The organism is Streptomyces alkaliterrae, from assembly GCF_007097205.2.
GTDB classification, from domain to species: Bacteria; Actinomycetota; Actinomycetes; order Streptomycetales; family Streptomycetaceae; genus Streptomyces; species Streptomyces alkaliterrae.
In genome coordinates, this window is sequence record NZ_VJYK02000092.1 from 1 (window position 1) to 18,309 (window position 18,309).

Here is an 18,309-nt window from a genome sequence, read left to right on the forward strand (position 1 = left end):
GGCCCGCCCTGCCCGCCCGCCAGGCCCTGCTCGTCACCGCGCTCGGCGGGCTGGCCCTGCTCGTCGCCGTGGTCCTGCTCGCCGTGACCGCCGGCACCACCGACATCGGCGGCGTCATCGCGGCCCGGGACGAGGTACTGGACTCGCCGCTCGCGCCCAGCGTCGCCGGGCTGCTGATCCTCGCCGCCTTCACCAAGTCCGCTCAGTTCCCCTTCCACTTCTGGCTGCCGGGCGCGATGGTCGCGGTCACCCCCGTCAGCGCCTACCTGCACGCCGCCACGATGGTGAAGGCCGGCATCTACCTGCTGCTCCGCTTCTCCGCGGTGTACGCGGAGCAGCCCGGTTGGTCCCTCACCCTCACGGTCGTCGGCCTGGTCACCGCCGTACTCGGCGCCCTCCAGGCCCTACGGGAACACGATCTCAAAGCCCTGCTCGCGTACTCCACAATGAGCCAGCTGGGCCTGCTCGTCGGAGCCATCGGCATCGGTACGACCGTCGCCCTCGCCGCCGCGATTCTCCACACCCTGGCGCACGCCCTTTTCAAAGCGACTCTCTTCATGCTGGTGGGTGTCATCGACCGGGAGGCCGGCAGCCGCGACATCCGTGAGCTGGGCGGACTCCGACGGGTCATGCCGGTGACCGCCACGCTCACCGGGCTCGCCGGACTGTCGATGGCGGGCGTCCTGCCGATGGTGGGATTTGTCAGCAAGGAGTCGCTGTTCCAGGGCTTCTACGGCGCGGACCTCTTCCCCGGCTCCGGCGTCCTCGCCGCCACCCTCGCCGTCACCGCCTCCGCCCTCACCTTCGCGTACAGCATCCGCATCTTCTACGGGGCCTTCGCCGGCCCGACGACCCAGGAACAGCTCTACGAACCCGCCTGGCCGTTCCTCGCCCCGGCCGCCGTCGCCGCCGTGCTGGGGCTGGTGCTCGGCCCGGCCGTGGCCGTACTGAACCCGCTCATGCGCAGGGCCGTCCTGGACGCCGAACCCTGGGGCGAGCCGCCGTACTTCTCCTTCTGGCACGGCCTCAGCCCCGAACTCGCGCTCTCCGCCCTCACCGTGTCCCTCGGTCTGATCCTCTTCGCCTACCGGGCCGGGGTGGAGGCGCTTCTCCAGCGGCTGCCCCCGCTCGGCGGCGCGGTGCTGTTCGAGCGGGCCTACCAGGCGCTGCTGCGGTTCGGCGAACTCGTCGGCCGCCCGGACCTGCGCACGGCACCGGCGCCGTTCCTGGCCCGGCCGGTGCTCGCGCTCGTCGCGCTGGGCGCCGTCGGCGCGGTGCTGCTCGGCCCGCCGGACGGGATCTCGCTCCGCCCCGAGGACGGCCCGCTGGTGTGGGCGACGCTGCTGGTGCTCGTCCCCGTCGTCCTCGCGCTGGTGGTGGCCCGCACCTCCGTCGCCGCCGTCGTGCTGCTCGGCACCGCCGGACTTGTGGTGGCCGTCTGGTTCGTGCTGGCCGGAGCCCCGGACGTGGCGCTGACACTGCTGCTCGTGGAGGTGCTGACCGCGGTGGTCGCGGCGTTCGTACTGCACGGCCTCGTCCCCTACGCCCGCCGGTCGGGTCGCGGCCGGAACGTGCTCGCCGCGGCGGCGGCGGTCCTCGCCGGCTGCGCCGCCGCCGGCGCCACCCTCGCCCTCACCGGCCGCCGCGCGCCCTCGCCCGCCGGCGAGCACTACCTGCACAACGCGGAGTCGGAGACCAAGGGGACCAACGTGGTCAACACCATCCTCGTCGACTACCGCGGCCTGGACACCCTCGGGGAGTCGGTCGTGCTGGTCGCGGTGGCGCTCGGCGTCGCCCTCCTGATGTCCGGGACACCTGGCCCGACGGCACGCGGCGGGCTGGCCGCCGCCGCGTACACGGAGGTGCTCGGCCCCGCCTACCGGCTGCTCACCCCGGCGGTCGCGGCGCTCTCCGGCTACCTGTTCCTGCGCGGCCACGACGAACCCGGCGGCGGCTTCATCGCCGCGCTCACCGCCGGCACCGCCGTCGCGCTGGCCCCGCTCGCCGGCGCCCCGCTGCCGCGATGGCTCAGCGGCGGACCGCTGCTGGCCTGCGGTCTGGTCCTCGCGCTGGCGCCCGGACTGCTCGCCACCGCCACCGGGCGGCCGTTCCTCACCCCGATGTTCACACCCGGCGGCGGCTTCAGCACCGCCCTGCTGTTCGACGCGGGCGTGTTCGCCCTGGTCCTCGGGCTGATGGCAACCGTCGTACGGCGGCTGGGCGGCGACACGGGGAGCCGCACGTGGTGACCGCAGCGCTGGCCGTCGGAGTACTGACCGCCGGCGGCGTCTTCCTCGTACTGCGCCCCGGGCTGGTCCGCATCACGTTCGGGTTCGTACTCCTGGGACACGCCGTGAACATCCTGCTGCTGACGGCCGGCGGCACCGACCGCCGCAACCCCCCGCTGCTCGGCCACGGCGACACCGCCGAGATGGCCGACCCGCTGCCGCAGGCGTTTGTCCTCACCGCCATCGTGATCACCTTCGGCATCACCGTGCTGCTGCTCGGCATGGCCCGCGCCCACGCCGACTGGGCCGGCGCCGCACGAACGGACCGCGCCGACGGAGAGCAGGCGGGGCGACACCGCGGCGAACGGCAGCGCCCGAGGCCCCGGCGCGCCGACACAGAGAGCCCAGGCAGCCCGGACCGCCCGAACGGCGGCGGCCGCGGCGGCGAACCGCACCCCCGCGAGGAAGGTGACTCGTGATCAGCACCGCCCTCACGCTCCCGGTGGCCGTGCCGCTCCTGGCCGCGGGGCTGCTCGTCCTGCTCCCCGACAGCACCGGGCTGCGCCGCTGGACGGCCGCCGTCGTCTCCCTCGGCGTACTCGCCTTCGGCGTGGTACTGCTCGTCGAGACCGCCGACGGCACGGTCGTGCACCAGTCCGTCGGCGGCTGGCCGCCCGGCATCGCCATCGTGCTCGCGGCGGACACGCTCACCGCGTTGATGCTCTGCGTCAGCGCCGTCCTCGTGCTCGCCTCGCTGGCGTTCGCCGCCGGCGCCCGCGACGACCGGGAGCCGCTGTTCCTCCCGCTGGTGCTGATGCTCTCGGCCGGTGTGTACGGGGCGTTCCTGACCGCCGACCTGTTCAACCTCTTCGTCTTCGTCGAGGTCATGCTCGTCCCGTCCTACGCCCTGCTGACCGTGGTCGGCGGGCCGGACCGGTGGGCCGCCGGGCGGGTCTACGTCACCTTCAGCCTGCTCGCGTCGACCGCGCTGCTCGGCGGCGTCGGTCTGCTGTACGGCGTCATGGGCACGGTCAACCTCGGCGAACTCGCGGGCGCCGCCACCCGCGAGACCACCGCCGCCCTCGCCACCGGCGTCGTCCTGCTCGCCCTCGCGGCCAAGGCGGCCGTCGTACCGCTGCACGGCTGGCTGCCGCGCTGTTACCCGGCCACCAGGCCCTCGGTGACGCTGCTCTTCTCCGGTCTGCTCACCAAGGTCGGCGTCTACGCCATCATCCGGATCTACGCCGTCGTCTTCGACGGAACGGGCCTCGGACCGGTCATCATGGCGGCGGCCCTGGTCACCATGGTCGTCGGCGTGCTCGGCGCCGTCGGGCAGCCGGACATGCGGGGCATCCTCTGCTTCCACATGGTCAGTCAGATCGGCTACCTGCTGCTCGCGCTGGCGCTGTTCACCGAACGCGGACTCGCCGCCGGTGTCTTCTTCCTCGTCCAGTACGTGCTCGTCAAGGCGGCGCTGCTGGCCTGCGCCGGCGTCGTGGAACACACCCACGGCACAGACCGGTTGGAACACCTCGGCGGGCTCTCGCGCAGCGCGCCGCTGCTCGCCGGCTGCTTCCTCGTCGCCGCGTTCTCGCTGGCCGGCATGCCACCGCTGTCCGGGTTCACCGCGAAGTTCGCGCTGCTGCTCGCGGCGGCGGCGCAGGCCGAGTACCTGGCCGTGGCGGTGGCGGCGCTGGTCAGCCTGCTCACCCTCACCTCCATGGTCAAGATCTGGGGCGCGGTCTTCTGGGGGACCGCACCCGACGGCGTCCCGGGCGGTGACGCCGCCGGCCCGCGCACCCCGCCGGACAGCGCGCCCGACGCCCCACCCGACGAACCACGCCGAACGGCCGCCCGCACCCGGGCCCGACCGGCGCTGCTGGCGGCCACCGTCGCGCTGGCCGTGCCGTCCCTCGTGCTCGGCCTGTTCGCAGAACCGCTGCTCACCGCCGCCTCCACGGCGGCCTCCGGACTGATCGACCCGACCGGCTACGTCGAGGCGGTGACCCGATGAACCCGACGAACCCGCCTGGCCCGCCGAACCCGACGGAACCGCGCCCCGCCCGCTCCCCGGCCGGCGCCGCCCGGCGCACCGCACGCGTCATGCGCTTCCTCCTGCACTACGGCGGCCGCTTCCTGAAGGCGAACGCGGTGGTGGTCTGGGAGGTGATGACGCCGGGCAGCGGGCTGGCGCCCGCGATCGTCCGGATGCCGCTGCGCAGCCGTACCCCGCTGGAGGTCACCACCCTCGCCCATCTGATCACCCTCACCCCCGGCACGCTGGTGGTGGAGATCCGCCACAACCCGCCCGTCCTGTACGTGCACGGCATGCACGCCGCGCCGGCGAGTCGCTTCCTCGACTCGCTCCACGATCTGGAGGACCGCATGCTCACCGCGCTGCGCCCGGCCGGGAAGGAGGCGGTATGACATTTGTCGACGTCCTGCTCGTACTGCTCCTCGTCGTGACCGGCGTGATCGTCTGGCGGCTGGCCTTCGGCCCCACCGAGGCGGACCGGGTCGTCGCCGTCGACCTCGCGTTTGTGGTCTTCCTGGCGGTGGTGGCGCTGCTGTCGGTGAAGCTCCGCTCCACGCCGATGCTGGTGCTCGTCCTCGTCGCCACTCTCGTCGGCTTCCTCGCCACGGTCGCCGCCGCCCACCTCCTGGAACGCAGGTCCCGCCCATGACCGCGCAGCAGCTCGCCGGCTACCTGCTCGCCGGGCTCGGCACCGCGCTGATCGCCGTCGCGGGCATCGCCCTCGTCCGGCTGCCGGACACCTACAACCGGGCCAACGCCGTCACCAAGGCCGCCGCCCTCGGCGTGGTCTGCGTACTGCTCGGCGTGCTCGTCCTGCGGCCCACGCCCTTCGCGGCGCTCGCGCTCGGCGTCGGTGTGGTCATGCAGCTGCTGACCACACCGTTCGCCGCGTACGCCGTGGCCCGCGCCGCCCACCGCTCGGGCGCGCCGCAGACCCCGGCGACGTACCGCGACGACCTCACCGAGGACACCCACCACGCGGGGGGTCGGGGCCCCGGCGCGGCCCCGACCCCGTGACGTCCGTCAGGACCCCGACAGCTCCGCGCGTACGGCGTGCGCCGCCGCGACCAGGTTCTCCAGCGACGTGCTCGTCTCCGGCCAACCACGGGTCTTCAGGCCGCAGTCGGGGTTGACCCACAGCCGCTCGGCCGGGATCGCCCGCAGCCCGGCGCGCAGCAGCTCGGCGATCTCCGCGACGCCCGGCACCCGCGGCGAGTGGATGTCGTAGACGCCCGGCCCGACCTCCCTCGGGTAGCCGTGGACGGCCAGCTCGCTCGCCACCCGCATGTGGCTGCGCGCCGCCTCCAGGCTGATGACGTCGGCGTCCAGGTCGTCGATCGCCCGCACGATGTCGCCGAACTCCGCGTAGCACATGTGCGTGTGGATCTGCGTCTCCGGGCGCACGCCGCCGGTGGTGAGGCGGAACGCCTCGGTGGCCCAGAGCAGGTACGCGGCGCGGTCGGCGGCGCGCAGCGGCAGGGTCTCGCGGAGGGCCGGTTCGTCGACCTGGATGACGGAGGTCCCGGCCGCCTCGAGGTCGTCGACCTCGTCCCGCAGTGCCAGCGCGACCTGCCGGGCGGTGTCCGCGAGTGGCTGGTCGTCGCGGACGAACGACCAGGCCAGCATGGTGACGGGGCCGGTGAGCATGCCCTTGACCGGCCGGTCGGTGAGCGAGCGCGCGTAGCCGGTCCAGCCGACCGTCATCGGTTCGGGCCGGGAGATGTCCCCGGCGAGGATCGGCGGACGCACGTGGCGGGTGCCGTACGACTGCACCCAGCCGTGCTGGGTGGCCAGATAGCCGGTCAGCCGCTCGGCGAAGTACTGGACCATGTCGTTGCGTTCGGCCTCGCCGTGCACGAGGACGTCGAGGCCGGCCTTCTCCTGGAAGCCGATCACCTCCCGGATCTCCGCCCTGACCCGCTCCTCGTACCGCTCGGTGTCGATCCGGCCGGCGCGCAGGTCGGCCCGGGCGGTGCGCAGTTCGGTGGTCTGCGGGAACGAGCCGATGGTGGTCGTCGGCAGCAACGGCAGGCGCAGGGCCGCGCGTTGGGCGGCAGCGCGGTCGGCGTACGGCTGGGAGCGGCGGGTCTCGACTTCGCCGACCGCGGCGGCCCGGGCGCGGACCGCCGGATCGCGGGTGATCGGCGAGTTCGCGCGGGAGGCCAGATCGGCCCGGTTGGCGGCGAGTTCGGCCTGCACGGCGTCCGTGCCCGAGGTCAACGCGCGGGCGAGCGTGCTGATCTCGACGGTCTTCTGGTCGGCGAACGCCAGCCAGCGCAGCACCTGCGGATCGACGTCCCGTTCCCGTGCGGTGTCGAGCGGCACGTGCAGCAGCGAGCAGGAGGCCGAGACGTCCACCCGGTCGGCCAGGCCCAGCAGGGTGCCGAGGGTGGTCAGCGACCGCTCCAGGTCGTTCACCCACACGTTGCGCCCGTCGACGACGCCCGCCACCAGCCGCTTGCCGGGCAGGCCGCCGACCGCCGCCAGCGCGTCGACGTCGGCGGCCGCGGGGCCGGTGAAGTCCATCGCGAGGCCCTCGACGGGCGCCTTGGCGAGGAGCGGGAGGGCGTCGCCCAGCCGGTCGAAGTACGAGGCGACCAGCAGTTTCGGCCGGTCGGTGAGCGCGCCCAGCTCGCGGTAGGCGCGGGCGGCGGCGTTCAGCTCGGCGGGCGTGCGGTCCTGTACCAGTGCGGGCTCGTCGAGCTGCGCCCACTCCGCGCCGGCGGCGCGCAGATCGGCCAGCACCTCGGCGTAGACGGGCAGGAGACGGTCGAGCAGGGTGAGCGGTTCGAAGGCCGGGTCCACGCCCGGCGCGGGCTTGGCCAGCAGCAGGTAGGTGACCGGGCCGACGAGCACCGGGCGGGCGGTAAGACCGAGCGCCAGCGCCTCCCGCAGCTCGCCGACGGGCTTGCCGGAGTCAGTGGCGAACACCGTGTTCGGGCTCAACTCCGGAACCAGATAGTGGTAGTTGGTGTCGAACCACTTGGTCATCTCCAGCGGCGCGACTGTCCGGTCGCCGCGCGCCATGGCGAAGTAGCCGTCCAGCGGATCGGCGGCGACGGCGTCCCGGTGGCGCTCGGGAACCGCACCGACCATCACGCTGGTGTCCAACACGTGGTCGTAGTACGAGAAGTCACCGGTCGGGACCTCGTCGATCCCGGCGGCCGCGAGCCGACGCCAGTGCGCGGCACGCAGCTCGGCGGCGGTCGTGCGGAGGGCGTCGGCGGTGACCCGGCCCTTCCAGTAGCCCTCGACCGCCTTCTTCAGTTCCCGGTCCCGGCCCTGGCGGGGGTAGCCGTACACGGTCGCCCGTGCCGCCGCGGCTGCGGACTTCGCTGTCACGGAGATCTCCTTCGCGAGATGAATCCCTGAGATCCCGGCGACGGGACGAGAAGCGCGAAGGGATGGCACACGGGTCCGGTGGCGAGACCGCGCGGCAGAGCGCGGGCCGACCCGCCCGTGTGTACGCCGACCCGCCCTCGAGGTCACCGAGATGTCCGGGCACGAGTGCTTCGCGCCCGGGCAGTTGGCAGGTCTTCGGACTCGCGGGCACGTCCTCGGGACGAGGACACCTACTGGCCGTCGCTTCCCAGGCCCGTACGTCGGGCCCAGTGCGTGTGACGGCGGTCGTTCCCGCTCACCGCTGCGGGGCAGTCCCGGATTCCCACCGGGTTCCCTCTTGCGACGCGCCCGTCCGGCTGACGGGGCGAACCAGCTGCACCGACCACCATACGGGCCGCGTCAAGTGCCGTTGCTCGTCGTGCGGTCGGCTACCGGGGGGCGCTGTGCGGGTGGTGGCGGCGGTCGTGGGAGTTGATCAGCCGGCGGATGCTTCGGCCCGCCGCGGCGGCGTCGTGGACGGGGGCGGGGAACGGGACGCGCAGGTCGCGGTGGTGGGTGGCGTACTCGCACCGCAGGGTGACGCCGTACCGGTCCAGCGCGTAGGGCAGCGCGCGGACGATCCCCTGCGGCAGCCGCCGCCCCGCCAGTCGCAGCAGGTCGGCGACCATGTCGTCGTGCGCGTCCGCGAAGTGCGTCAGCATCGCGCCTTCCTCGACCGCGAGCGGGTCGGACTCGGCGAGCGCCAGTTCGTCGATGCCCACCTCCACCGAGCCCGACGCCGTGCGCAGCGCCGCCCTGGCGAGGTCGAGGCGCAGGTGCGCGCCGTCCTCGCTCGTCGCGGGGGCGAGCCATCCGGAGAGGGTGACGCGGGCGCGCACCCGGTCCCGGGTCGCGGTCGGCGCGACGTCGGTGAACTCCAGCAGTGCGGCCAGGCTGCCGCGCGGCGCGGCCGTGACCTGCGCCGTGAGCGGGCTGCCCGGCAGCGGGTGCAGGGTGATGCCGCCGGTCGCGCTCACCCGGTGCATGGCGAGCAGGTCGTAGCTCTGCTCGGCGGTCGTGAGGGACAGGGAGATCGCCCGGGCCAGCACCGAGCGCACCCGCTCGGCGGCGGTCGGCTCGGGCGGCGGGTCAATGGTGATGCTCAACGTGACTCCATGCGGGTTGGGTGAGCCGGGGAGAGCGTGGTGGATCGACTCGCGGGACAGCGAGTCCCCTCGCGGGTGAGGTAAGGCTAACCTTACTTATGGCTGAGTGGAAGAGGTACCCGCACCCGCCCCGCACCCGCACCCGTCGTGCGCCGCTCAGTCGGCCCGGCCGCGCGGCAGCAGCCACAGTGCGCCGATCCCCACCAGGTACGCCAGCAGTGCCGCTCCGGGCAGGCCGAACGGTCCGTGGTCCTCGGGGCCGCTGACGGTGATGCCGAGCAACCCGGCGACCGCCAGGCCGAGTCCGACGCACGTCACCGCCGGCCGCACTCCCCGCAGCCGTACGCCGCCCGCTCCCCGCCCCTCGGCGGTGTCCTCGGCCCCGCGCGGCAGCGGCAACCCGCGTTCCGCCGGGCTGAACACGAGCACCAGCACCAGCAACACCACCAGCAGGCACCCCAGCCACGGCACCCGCCACAGCAGCCACTCCGCCGACCCCACCGCCGGCTGCGGCAGCAGTCCGGGCGGATACAGCACTCCCGCGGCCACCACCACCGCCGCCATGTGCCACAGGAACACCGTCAGGGCGACCAGGTTGACGGCGACCACCAGCGTCCACGGGCGTCGCCCGCGCAGCCACCGTTCGACCGGCGGGCGCAGCAGCAGTGCCAGACCGGTCTGCGTGGCCGCGAGCGAGAGCAGCGCCAACGTCGGCGGCGCCGTGTTCTGCACCTCCTCACCCGGCACCGTCACCATGCTGACCGGGTAGGGCCCGACGACCGTGCACCACAGCAGCACCAGCAGCGCGGCCACCGTGAGCACGGCCGCGCCCGTCCGGCCCGGGAGGCGTCCGTCCCGCCAGAGGAAGCCGACCTGGTGCACAGCCAGCCAGACCAGCAGGTAGTTCGCGTACGCCACCTGCTCCACGTCGAACGCGAACCTGGCCGTGTCGGCCACCGCCACACCGCCGACCAGAACCGCGACCACCAGCCAACCGGCCCGCCGGTGCAGCGGATACAGCAGGGGAGTGAGCACCACGACGACCAGGTAGGCGGTGAGGAACCACAGGGGGATCGCCACCAGCCACCCCGCCGTGCCGACCAGCTCCGGGTCCGCCCCGAGCAGCCGCGCCACCAGCGCGCACCCGGCGACGGTGACCACGAAGACCGTCGTCGGACCCAGCAGCCGCCCCGCGCGCCGGAGCAGCCACCCCGCCGCGTCGCCGCCGTCCCGCCGGCGGCCGTCGAACGACGCGCCGTTCACGTATCCGCCCACCAGGAAGAACAGCGGCATCACCTGGAACAGCCAGGTCAGCGGGCGGCTCCATGGCACGGTCGCCAGTGCGCTGAACCCGTCGAGGCCGTCGTCGTCCGAGTAGGTGACGGCCACGACCAGCCAGTGGCCGAGCACGACCATCGTGATCGCCAGGGCCCGCAGCAGGTCGACGTACCGGTCCCGTTCCGGCGGTGTCAGCTCGACCGCCCGCCGCACCTGACGCAACACCCGACCAGCCCCCCGTCGCCACGGCGGCCCGCCCTTCCCGGACGGTTCCCCGCGGAAACTACCCGGAAGGGTACGGAACGGCGCGGAGGCCGGCGGGTCGCGTCAGAGCGCGTCGGCCGACGGTTCGTCGTCCAGATAGCCCGACTTGGCGAGGAGGTAGGCGAGTTGGGCCCGGCTCCGGCTGCCCAGCAGCTCCGACGCCTTGCGTACGTGCGAGGCCACCGTTCGGGTGCTCATGCCCAACCGCCCGGCGATGGTGTCGTCGGTGTAGCCGTTCACCATGAGCTGCAGGATCGCGCGTCGGGTCTCGTCGGTGAGCAGCGGCGGCCGGTGCTCGCCCGCGCTGTGCGGCAGCGGCGTGGCGCGCTCCCAGGAATGCTCGAACAGTCCGACGAGGTAGCGGACCATCCCGGGGTGCTCGATGGCCAGCGCGGTCTCGCGGCGCTCCGCGGCCGGATCCGGGACGAAGGCGAGGCGGCGGTCGCACACGATGAGCCGGTCGAACACCTCGTCGAGCGTGCGCACCTCGGCGCCTGCGGCGCTGATCTGCTCCACGTAGCTGAGCGTCGGGCCGTGCGTGCGAACGGTGTGCTGGTAGATCGTGCGCTGCCGGACGCCGCGCCGCAGAGCGGCCACGTCGCTGCTCAACGCACTGCTCAACAGCTCCTCCGGGCGCCCACCACCGGGCTGCGCGGTCAGCAACTCCTCCTGGCAGGCGTGCACCGCCGAGGTGAGGGTGGCGCTGATGACGTCCGCGCCCTCGATGAGCCGGATGCCGCTCCCGGACTCGTCCGGCATACCCGACCGGTACACCTCTTCCGCGCGGTGGAGGGAGTCACGAGCGGCGGCGAGCCCGCGCTGCTTCCGCTCGATGAGCTTCTCCAGGGGGCGCATCACCGTGTTCGCCGCCAGGCTCGGCGGAAGGGGTACCGGCCGCCCCTCCGGGGAGACCCGCACCAGCCCCAGCGAAAGCAGACATTCGGGCGATTCTCGCGTCGCGGGCCGCCCCTTCAGCAGCTCCGCATAGAGGTCCAGGCCGTCCTGGCATATCTCCGTCGACGATGAATCGTCACTTGTGTCCGATCTTGTACACATGTGTGAGTCCTTCAGGTATCCGCGTTGCCGGTTCATGCTGCCGGACTTCCCTTTGTCGGGCGACCCGCGAAGGTCATGATTCTTCTCACGGGGCGGCGCACCGAGGCGCCCCGACCGAAAACCAAATCCGGGGGATGCCGTGAAGAGCAATCTCAGCAGATTCATCGGCGCGGTCGCGCTGACCGCCCTGGCGGTACTGACAACCGCCGTCACCGTCGCCAGTGGAGACGATCGCGCTGGCGACCAGGCCATGAGTGCTTCGTCGTTCGAGGACTCGCAGTGGGGATGACCGCACAGCCAGCCCGCAGCGCTCACCTCCTGAGCGTCGACCAGAGGAGAGAAATGTCAGTCTTGCCAGCCTCCAAAACGTCCGACGCCTTTGACGGGCTGCTGACGAGGATGACGGAGCTCAGGGATTCCGGGCTCTACCGGGAATTCACGCCGTGCTCCTATCTCGCGGAGGAGCCGGGGCACGCGGTGCACCGAGGCCGGCGCATCCAGGTCTGGTGCACGAACGACTATCTCGGGATGAGTCAGCACCCGGACGTGATGGCCGCCCAGATCGCCTCGACCAGGCAACACGGCACGGGGAACGGCGGCTCCCGCAACATCGCCGGCACCAGTGAGGCGCACGTGGCGCTGGAGGAGCGCCTCGCCGACTGGCACGGCAAGCCGCGTGCCCTGGTGTTCACCAGCGGGTACGTGGCGAATTTCGAGACGCTTTCCACGCTGCTCGCCGCCGTGCCCGACATGGTGGTGTTCTCCGACGCGCTGAACCACCGCTCCCTCATCGAGGGAATCCGGGCGAGCGCGAACCGCAGGCACATCTTTCCGCACAGCGATGTCGCGGCACTCGAGGAACTTCTGGAGAAGTACGACAGGCGGACACCGAAACTCATCGTGTTCGAGTCCGTCTACTCGATGGACGGTGATATCGCGCCGATCAGCGAGATATGCGATCTGGCGGAGCGCCACAACGCCCTCACCTACCTCGACGAGACCCACGCGATCGGTGTGAACGGCCCGACCGGAGCGGGTATCTGCGAGCAGATCGGCGAGACGCGGCCGACCTTTCTGCAAGGAGTCTTCGGAAAGGCGGTGGGCACCACCGGCGGCTATGTGGCCGGACCCGACACCGCACTCGACTACGTGCGCTCCCACGCGCCCGGCTTCATCTTCACGACGACCATCCCGCGGTCGAGCCTCGACGCGACCCGGCGAAGCCTGGACGTCGTGCAGGGCGCGGAGGGCGTCGCGCTGAGGGAGCGGTTGCGGGAGAACGCGGAGCGGATGCGCGCCGCCCTGCGGGCCGCGGACATCGACTTCATCAACGCCGAGAGCCATCTGGTGCCGGTGCTCGTCCCGGGCGGCGACCGGGTCAAGGCCGTCTCCCGGCGGCTGCTGGACGACTTCGGCGTCTACGTCCAGCCCATCAACTACCCGTCCGTCGCCAAGGGCGGCGAGCGCTTCCGGGTGACCGTGGCGCCCTTCCGCACCCAGGAGCAGATCGACGCGTTCGTGCGGGCGCTGCGCCACTGCCTCGACGCCGCCTGACGTCCGCGGGAGCCGTCCCGCCCTTCGCCCGACCCGACAGACCTCTTGTCACGACAAGGAGACCCGACCGTATGCGGATCAAGGAGATCACCCCGTTCATCGGCGCCGAGATTTCCGGTGTCGACTACCAGGACCTGCAACGACCCGAGGTGTTCGAGCGCCTCGTGGACTTGGTGCACCAGCGCGAGTTGGCGGTGGTCCGAGGCCTCGCCCTCACCCCGCAGCAGCAGATCGAACTGGCCTCCCGGCTGGGCCGGCCGGTGCCCTTCCTGATGGCCAAGTACCGCCACCCCGAACACCCGGAGATCATGATCTCGTCGAACGCCGTGCGGGAGAACCGCCCGGTCGGTGTCGCCCGGGTCGGCAACTTCTGGCACCAGGACTCCTCCTACACCAAGGACCCGGCGCCCTACACGATGCTGCACGGCGTCGACGTGCCGAGCACCAGCGGCCACACCCTGTACGCCAGCGCCGCCGACGTGTACGACCGGCTCCCGCGCGAGTGGAAGGAGAAGATCGCCGGCCGCACCGCGCTCCACACCGTCAGCAAGCGTCAGCGGATCTCCGCCGACCACGTCGGGCTGTCGATCGCCGAGCTGCGGGCCCTGGTGGAGGAGGAGTACCCGCCGGTCGAGCACGCGCTCGTCCGCCGCGACCCGTTCACCGGCCGCGACTACCTGTACGGCGCGCCCGAGTACATGGACTCGGTGGTGGGCTTCGACGCCAACGAGAACGCAGAGTTCTTCGCGCTCATCGACAGCGTGATCCAGGACCCGGAGCACGTGTACACCCACCGATGGACGACCGACGACCTCGTGGTGTGGAAGACCGCCACCACCTACCACGCGGCGACGGCGGTCGAACCGGGCGCGACGCGGACCGTGCACCGGGTCAGCATCGAAGAGGACGGGCAGTGGGCGGCATAGTCGACTTCGACGTCCGCCTCCCCTCCGCGAGGGCCGACATCCACACCATGCACACCGAGTCGGGTGTCGCCCTCGCGGAACTGGCCCGGATCACCCACGTCACGAGCTTCCCGGTGCTCGCCGACGACGAGAGCGCCTGGCAGCTCGCGGTCACCGCCGCGCGGCAGGTCCTCGAGCGGACCGGCGTGGCGGCCGACCGGATCAGCCAGGTGGTGTTCGCCGGCTCCGGCGAGTGGGACCGCCCCTTCTGGTCGCCCGCCGCCAAGGTGGCGGACGCGCTCGGCATCCGGGACGCCCACTGCTACGAGGTCGCGAACTTCTGCAACGCCGGGATGGCCGCGATCAGGCTGCTGTCCGTTCCGGGGGCCCTGAAGCCCGGCGAGTACGCCCTCGTCCTCGTCGGAGACCGACTCAGCCGGATGGTGGACTACCGTGACCCGGATTCCAAGGCGCTGTTCAACTTCGGTGACGCGGCTGCGGCGGTACTGCTGGAGAGTGGTGCTGGCCGCTTCCGGGTCCTGCACTCCGCGATGCGCACCGACGGCAGCTGGTCCGACTACTACGCGGGCGAGCCGGTCGGGGGCCGGGTCCTGATCCGCCGCGGCCCCCACCGCCGCGGCCTCGCGGACGCCTACGTACGGCACTTCACGGCACTGGTCGCCGAGAGCCTGACCGCCCTCGGCCGCCGCGTCCCGGAGATCGACCACTTCCTGGTCAACCACGGGGACCGCGACATGCATCTGCGGCTGCTGTCGGCGCTGGGCGTGCCCGAGGAGCGCAGCGTACTGAACTACCACCGGCTCGCCCACATGGGCGGCTCGGACACCCTCATCGCGCTCAGGGACCTCGAGGACGCCGGCCGGCTGCGCCCCGGCGACCTGATCATGCTCGCCACCAGCGCGATGGGCTTCAGCTGGGGCGTCACGACCTTGGAGTTTCAGGGATGAAGATACTCGTCGTCCACCAGGTGCCGTACCGGAAGATCGACTACCGGGACTGCATCGACCACACCCGCCATCAGGTCACCTACGTCGGCCACCCGCACCGGATGGCCGACCTCCCGGAGGACCTTCCGGCCGAGCGCATCACCCTCGGCGCCGACGAGGACCTGGTCGAAGGAGTGCGCGCGCGGACCTCGCCCGGCGACGGCTACGACAAGGTCCTGTCGCTCTCCGAGTTCGGCATCATCGAGGCCTGCCACATCCGCCGGCACCTCGGCATCGACGGGCCGGACCTCGGCCAGGCCGAACGGGTCCGGGACAAGGTCGCCATGAAGGAGGCGCTGACCGGTTCCGGGCTCCGCCTCCCCCGGTTCGTCGCCGACCCGACACCGTGCCGGCCGCTGCCCTGGAGCGGCCGGACCGTCCTCAAGCCCCGGCAGGGCGCCTCCAGCGAGGACGTCACCGTCCACGAGACCGCCAGGGAAGCGCTCGGCGCCTACCAGAAGCTGGCCGACCCGGAGGGCTTCCAACTCGAGGAGCACATCGACGGCGACATCCTGCACGCCGACGGTCTGATCGTGGACCGGGAGATCGTCGACCTCGCGGTCAGCCGGTACGTCAACAAGCCGGTCGAGTACGCGAACGGCGTGCCGCTCGGATCGCACCAGGAGGAGTGCACCGAGGAGCAACGCCGGCTCGCCCAACGCGTGGTGAGCGTGCTCGGTATCGAGGAGGGCTCCCTCCACCTGGAGTTCTTCGAGACCGAGAGCGGCGAGCTGGTGTTCCTGGAGGTCGCCAACCGGGTCGGCGGCGCCGCCGTCGTCCCGATGCACGAGCGGCACACCGGCGTCCACCTGCCCTCCCACGAGATCGCCGTCCGGCTCGGGTTGGAGAGGCCGCCCGCGGGTCGGCCGAGCGGCCGCTACCACGGCTGGCTCGCCTTCCCGGGACACCACCTGCCGCCGGGGCGGCCGCGCCGGACCCACCTGCCCGAGTGGGTGCGCGCCCACCCGTGCACCGACCGGATCCACCTGCTCGGCCCGGAGCAGGAACCGCCCCGCCACATCACGTACCAGGAATGGGAGGTGCCCGTGTTCGTCGAGGCGTCCCATGCCGACGCCGGCGAGCTCCGCCGCTTCCTCCAGCGGTGCGCCCGCGAGATCACCGTCCACTCCCGCCCGGCCGACGCGCCGCCAGAGCAGAGGGAAGCCGCATGACCGACACGGCCCGCACCGCCCGAGCCGTCCAGCAGACCAGCCGACCCGACGGTGCCCCCGGCCCGGAGCACTTCGCCGAGGTCGAGTTGCGCCTCCCCGACCTCACCCCCGGAACGGCCCTGGTGGAGAACCTCTGGCTCTCCGTCGACCCGTACATGCGCGAGTGCATGGACGGCGACTGGGAACTCGACGCCCCGCTGGAGGGCCGCTCCATCGGCCGCGTCGTCGAGTCCCGCAGCCCACAACTCCCGGTCGGCTCCCTGGTGTTCCACAGGGACGGCTGGCGCACCCACACCGTCCTGACCCCCGGGCAGGCCCGGGTGCTGCCGCGGTACGACGGGGTGCCGGTCGAGTCCTTCCTCGGCGTACTCGGCGGAACCGGGCTCACCGCGTACGTCGCGCTGACCCGGATCGCCCGGCTCCGCGAGGGCGAGACCGTGTACGTCTCGGCGGCGGCCGGCGGCGTGGGCACCGCCGCGGGCCGACTCGCCCGACTGCTCGGCGCCGGGCGGGTGATCGGCAGCGCCGGCACTCCCGAGAAGGTCCGCGCGCTCACCGAGGAACTCGGCTTCGACGCGGCCTTCGACCACCGCGCCGGGCCGTCCGTCGCCGAACAGCTCCGGCGGATCGCGCCCGAAGGCGTCGACGTCTGCGTGGAGAACGTCGGCGGCGCACACCTGGAGGCCGCCATCGACAACCTCCGCGAGTTCGGCCGCATCGCCTGGTGCGGCGCGATCTCCCAGTACAACGACACCACGCCGCCGGCCGCGCCCCGCAACCTGTTCGACCTGGTGGAGAAGAGCGGCAGGTTGGAGGGCTTCCTGGTGGCCAACCACGGCGACGCCCAGCGCGAACTGGAGGAACTGCTCGCCCCCCTGCTGCGGGACGGCGGCTTCACCGACCGGCTCAGCGTCACCGACGGCTTCGACAACGCCGTCGAGGCGTTCCTCTCCATGCTGCGCGGAGGGAACACCGGCAAGGCCGTCGTCCGGCTCACCGAGCACCCGCAGCGGACCCGGTGAAGCGGGAAGGCACGTAAATGCCGCCCGTCCCCGCCGGCCTGCACCTCAGCCTGGTCCTCCTCGAAGCCTCCCACCGGGTCTGCGCCATCTGGCGGGTGAGCGGCGCGGCCGACCCGCGGACACCCTGCGAGTTCCCCGGCGCGCTGCTCCTGCCGCGCCGGGGCGCCGAACAGGACTGGGCCGTGGACACCGCGCTGACCGCCCTGCACCGGCGCGGTGTCCACGGCCCCGGGCCGGCCTGCGTCGACCTCGCCGTCACCGCCGACGGCATCACCCCCGCCGCGCTGCGGGTCGGACTCTGCGCCGAACGGCTGCGCGCCCTGACCCGCGACGCGCTCGGCGAGGACCAGGCGGACTGGGCCGCGCTGGCACACCGCGACCCCGCCGCCTTCCGCACCGCCGCCGACCGCCCCTACGTGGTCCGCAGACCCGCGGCGGCCCTGGCCGTCCCGGGGCCGGACGGCCTACCGCACCGCGCCGAGGTCGTCGACCGGCGACCCGAACCGGCGCTGCGCGCCTACACGGCCGCCGTGTCCGCGCTGGCCGAACGCCCCGAGCCGGCGGCCGCCGGCCGCGACACCGCACACCCCGGGGCGACCCCGTCCGCCGGCCGCGCCTGACCCGGCGAACCCACCATCCGGAGAAGAAGACACATGAGGCACTACCCCACCGACCTGCTGCTCGCCGTCGAGCACGTGGAGCGCTCCCTGCTCGCCACGCCCGCCACCGAACCGCACGAACTCCGCGAGCTGTTGACGTCCGCGGGTATCGCCGACCCGGCCTCCCGCCTCGACAGCGGGCAACTCCACGACGGCCTCGACCGCTTCCTCGACGGCGTCAGCCAGTACCCGTGGCAGCCGCTGACCGACCGCGACGACGTACTCGAGACCGCCCCCGTGGGCACCGTCGTACTCGACGACCGGCAGGCCGAAGCCACCCTGCGCGGGCTGCTGCTCGCCTGGGCCCTCGGCAACCACGTCGTCGTCCGCACCGGCCGGCCCCGGTTGTGGCACGCCGTCATGGAGGCGCTGCGGGCGGCCGGCGTGCCGCTGCCGGAGGGCCGGACCGCACCGGCCGGTGACCCGACACCCGGCGAACACGTCGACGTCCCCGCGCTCCCCGCGGACGCCGTCCTCGCACTCGACTGCCAGGCGGCCTGGGTACACCGCCTGGTGCGCCGCCGCCACCTCGCCGGGGTGTCCCTCGCCCGGGCCCGCGCCGCCGACCACACCGAGCGGGACCAGCGGCTCGCGGCCCGGCTGCGGTACCTGGTCGCCCGCGCCCGCCGCACCCCCTACCAC

At 72.8% G+C, this 18,309-nt stretch carries 17 protein-coding genes, 1 pseudogene and 1 riboswitch; of the genes and pseudogenes, 14 read left to right on the forward strand and 4 right to left on the reverse strand.

All coding sequences use genetic code 11. From position 1 onward, the window contains the following. The 6 genes from mbhE to mnhG all read left to right on the forward strand — a co-directional run. The coding region (gene mbhE, locus FNX44_RS11255) for a hydrogen gas-evolving membrane-bound hydrogenase subunit E (RefSeq protein ID WP_143647910.1) at window positions 1–2,249 on the forward strand (2,249 nt) is incomplete at its 5' end. Beyond that, window positions 2,243–2,707, forward strand: a complete 465-nt coding sequence (locus FNX44_RS11260) for a sodium:proton antiporter (protein WP_185285811.1) — start codon at window positions 2,243–2,245, stop codon at window positions 2,705–2,707. The genes mbhE and FNX44_RS11260, both read left to right, overlap by 7 nt. Beyond that, window positions 2,704–4,242 (forward strand): monovalent cation/H+ antiporter subunit D family protein, encoded by a 1,539-nt coding sequence (locus FNX44_RS11265; RefSeq protein WP_323369253.1) that lies wholly within the window; start codon window positions 2,704–2,706, stop codon window positions 4,240–4,242. Before FNX44_RS11260 ends, FNX44_RS11265 begins: the two co-directional genes overlap by 4 nt. Further along, a complete protein-coding gene (locus FNX44_RS11270; protein ID WP_143647911.1) occupies window positions 4,239–4,655 on the forward strand; it encodes a Na+/H+ antiporter subunit E in 417 nt (138 codons plus the stop codon). Before FNX44_RS11265 ends, FNX44_RS11270 begins: the two co-directional genes overlap by 4 nt. Beyond that, entirely contained in the window at window positions 4,652–4,912 is a 261-nt protein-coding gene (locus FNX44_RS11275; protein WP_143647912.1) for an MrpF/PhaF family protein, read from the forward strand. Before FNX44_RS11270 ends, FNX44_RS11275 begins: the two co-directional genes overlap by 4 nt. Beyond that, window positions 4,909–5,280 carry a monovalent cation/H(+) antiporter subunit G gene (gene mnhG, locus FNX44_RS11280; RefSeq protein WP_143647913.1) on the forward strand — a complete coding sequence of 124 codons (372 nt, stop codon included), beginning with the start codon at window positions 4,909–4,911 and terminating at the stop codon, window positions 5,278–5,280. The genes FNX44_RS11275 and mnhG overlap by 4 nt, the downstream gene beginning before the upstream one ends. Window positions 5,281–5,286: 6 nt before the next feature. Here mnhG and metE read toward each other — a convergent pair whose 3' ends face one another. The 4 genes from metE to FNX44_RS11300 all read right to left on the reverse strand — a co-directional run bounded on the left by metE (window position 5,287) and on the right by FNX44_RS11300 (window position 11,348). Continuing rightward, complete coding sequence (gene metE, locus FNX44_RS11285; protein WP_143647914.1) at window positions 5,287–7,605, reverse strand: 5-methyltetrahydropteroyltriglutamate--homocysteine S-methyltransferase; 2,319 nt, start codon at window positions 7,603–7,605, stop codon at window positions 5,287–5,289. A 169-nt stretch (window positions 7,606–7,774) separates the two neighbouring features. Beyond that, window positions 7,775–7,994: riboswitch (cobalamin riboswitch) on the reverse strand. Window positions 7,995–8,033: 39 nt separating this feature from the next. Next, window positions 8,034–8,750 carry a DUF2470 domain-containing protein gene (locus FNX44_RS11290; RefSeq protein ID WP_143647915.1) on the reverse strand — a complete coding sequence of 239 codons (717 nt, stop codon included), beginning with the start codon at window positions 8,748–8,750 and terminating at the stop codon, window positions 8,034–8,036. A 156-nt stretch (window positions 8,751–8,906) separates the two neighbouring features. After that, a complete protein-coding gene (locus FNX44_RS11295) occupies window positions 8,907–10,253 on the reverse strand; it encodes an acyltransferase family protein (protein ID WP_323369254.1) in 1,347 nt (448 codons plus the stop codon). Window positions 10,254–10,355: 102 nt separating this feature from the next. Further along, on the reverse strand, window positions 10,356–11,348 hold the full coding sequence (locus FNX44_RS11300) for a helix-turn-helix transcriptional regulator (protein WP_143647916.1): 993 nt from the start codon (window positions 11,346–11,348) through the stop codon (window positions 10,356–10,358). A 139-nt stretch (window positions 11,349–11,487) separates the two neighbouring features. Here FNX44_RS11300 and FNX44_RS11305 point away from each other — a divergent pair, with 139 nt between their 5' ends. The 8 genes and pseudogenes from FNX44_RS11305 to FNX44_RS11340 form a co-directional block, all read left to right on the forward strand. Beyond that, window positions 11,488–11,637, forward strand: coding sequence for a hypothetical protein (locus FNX44_RS11305; protein ID WP_153507146.1), 150 nt, complete (start codon window positions 11,488–11,490; stop codon window positions 11,635–11,637). Between the two features lie 110 nt (window positions 11,638–11,747). Next, the gene (gene hemA / locus FNX44_RS11310) at window positions 11,748–12,902 is read left to right on the forward strand and encodes a 5-aminolevulinate synthase (protein WP_228449821.1); all 1,155 of its coding nucleotides are present in this window, start codon (window positions 11,748–11,750) and stop codon (window positions 12,900–12,902) included. 71 nt (window positions 12,903–12,973) lie between these two features. Further along, complete coding sequence (locus tag FNX44_RS11315) at window positions 12,974–13,828, forward strand: TauD/TfdA dioxygenase family protein (RefSeq protein WP_143647918.1); 855 nt, start codon at window positions 12,974–12,976, stop codon at window positions 13,826–13,828. Then, window positions 13,816–14,775: a 3-oxoacyl-ACP synthase III family protein gene (locus FNX44_RS11320; protein WP_143647919.1), complete on the forward strand. Its 960-nt coding sequence runs from the start codon at window positions 13,816–13,818 to the stop codon at window positions 14,773–14,775. The genes FNX44_RS11315 and FNX44_RS11320 overlap by 13 nt, the downstream gene beginning before the upstream one ends. After that, a complete protein-coding gene (locus FNX44_RS11325) occupies window positions 14,772–15,986 on the forward strand; it encodes an ATP-grasp domain-containing protein (protein ID WP_143647920.1) in 1,215 nt (404 codons plus the stop codon). Before FNX44_RS11320 ends, FNX44_RS11325 begins: the two co-directional genes overlap by 4 nt. Then, window positions 15,983–17,008, forward strand: a complete 1,026-nt coding sequence (locus FNX44_RS11330; protein ID WP_143647921.1) for an NADP-dependent oxidoreductase — start codon at window positions 15,983–15,985, stop codon at window positions 17,006–17,008. The genes FNX44_RS11325 and FNX44_RS11330 overlap by 4 nt, the downstream gene beginning before the upstream one ends. A gap of 17 nt (window positions 17,009–17,025) precedes the next feature. Continuing rightward, window positions 17,026–17,628 (forward strand): hypothetical protein, encoded by a 603-nt coding sequence (locus FNX44_RS11335; RefSeq protein WP_143647922.1) that lies wholly within the window; start codon window positions 17,026–17,028, stop codon window positions 17,626–17,628. 33 nt (window positions 17,629–17,661) lie between these two features. Then, a pseudogene (locus tag FNX44_RS11340) lies at window positions 17,662–18,309 on the forward strand (phenylacetate--CoA ligase family protein); the annotation flags it as partial.

What these genes read in the sequence shown, in the direction of transcription:
- FNX44_RS11315 (WP_143647918.1), top strand. Translation starts at nt 12,974, where the DNA reads ATGCGGATCAAGGAGATCACCCCGTTCATCGGCGCCGAGATTTCCGGT.
- FNX44_RS11330 (WP_143647921.1), top strand. Translation starts at nt 15,983, where the DNA reads ATGACCGACACGGCCCGCACCGCCCGAGCCGTCCAGCAGACCAGCCGA.
- FNX44_RS11270 (WP_143647911.1), top strand. Translation starts at nt 4,239, where the DNA reads ATGAACCCGACGAACCCGCCTGGCCCGCCGAACCCGACGGAACCGCGC.
- mnhG (WP_143647913.1), top strand. Translation starts at nt 4,909, where the DNA reads ATGACCGCGCAGCAGCTCGCCGGCTACCTGCTCGCCGGGCTCGGCACC.
- FNX44_RS11325 (WP_143647920.1), top strand. Translation starts at nt 14,772, where the DNA reads ATGAAGATACTCGTCGTCCACCAGGTGCCGTACCGGAAGATCGACTAC.
- FNX44_RS11335 (WP_143647922.1), top strand. Translation starts at nt 17,026, where the DNA reads ATGCCGCCCGTCCCCGCCGGCCTGCACCTCAGCCTGGTCCTCCTCGAA.
- hemA (WP_228449821.1), top strand. Translation starts at nt 11,748, where the DNA reads ATGACGGAGCTCAGGGATTCCGGGCTCTACCGGGAATTCACGCCGTGC.
- FNX44_RS11300 (WP_143647916.1), bottom strand. Translation starts at nt 11,348, where the DNA reads ATGTGTACAAGATCGGACACAAGTGACGATTCATCGTCGACGGAGATA.
- FNX44_RS11275 (WP_143647912.1), top strand. Translation starts at nt 4,652, where the DNA reads ATGACATTTGTCGACGTCCTGCTCGTACTGCTCCTCGTCGTGACCGGC.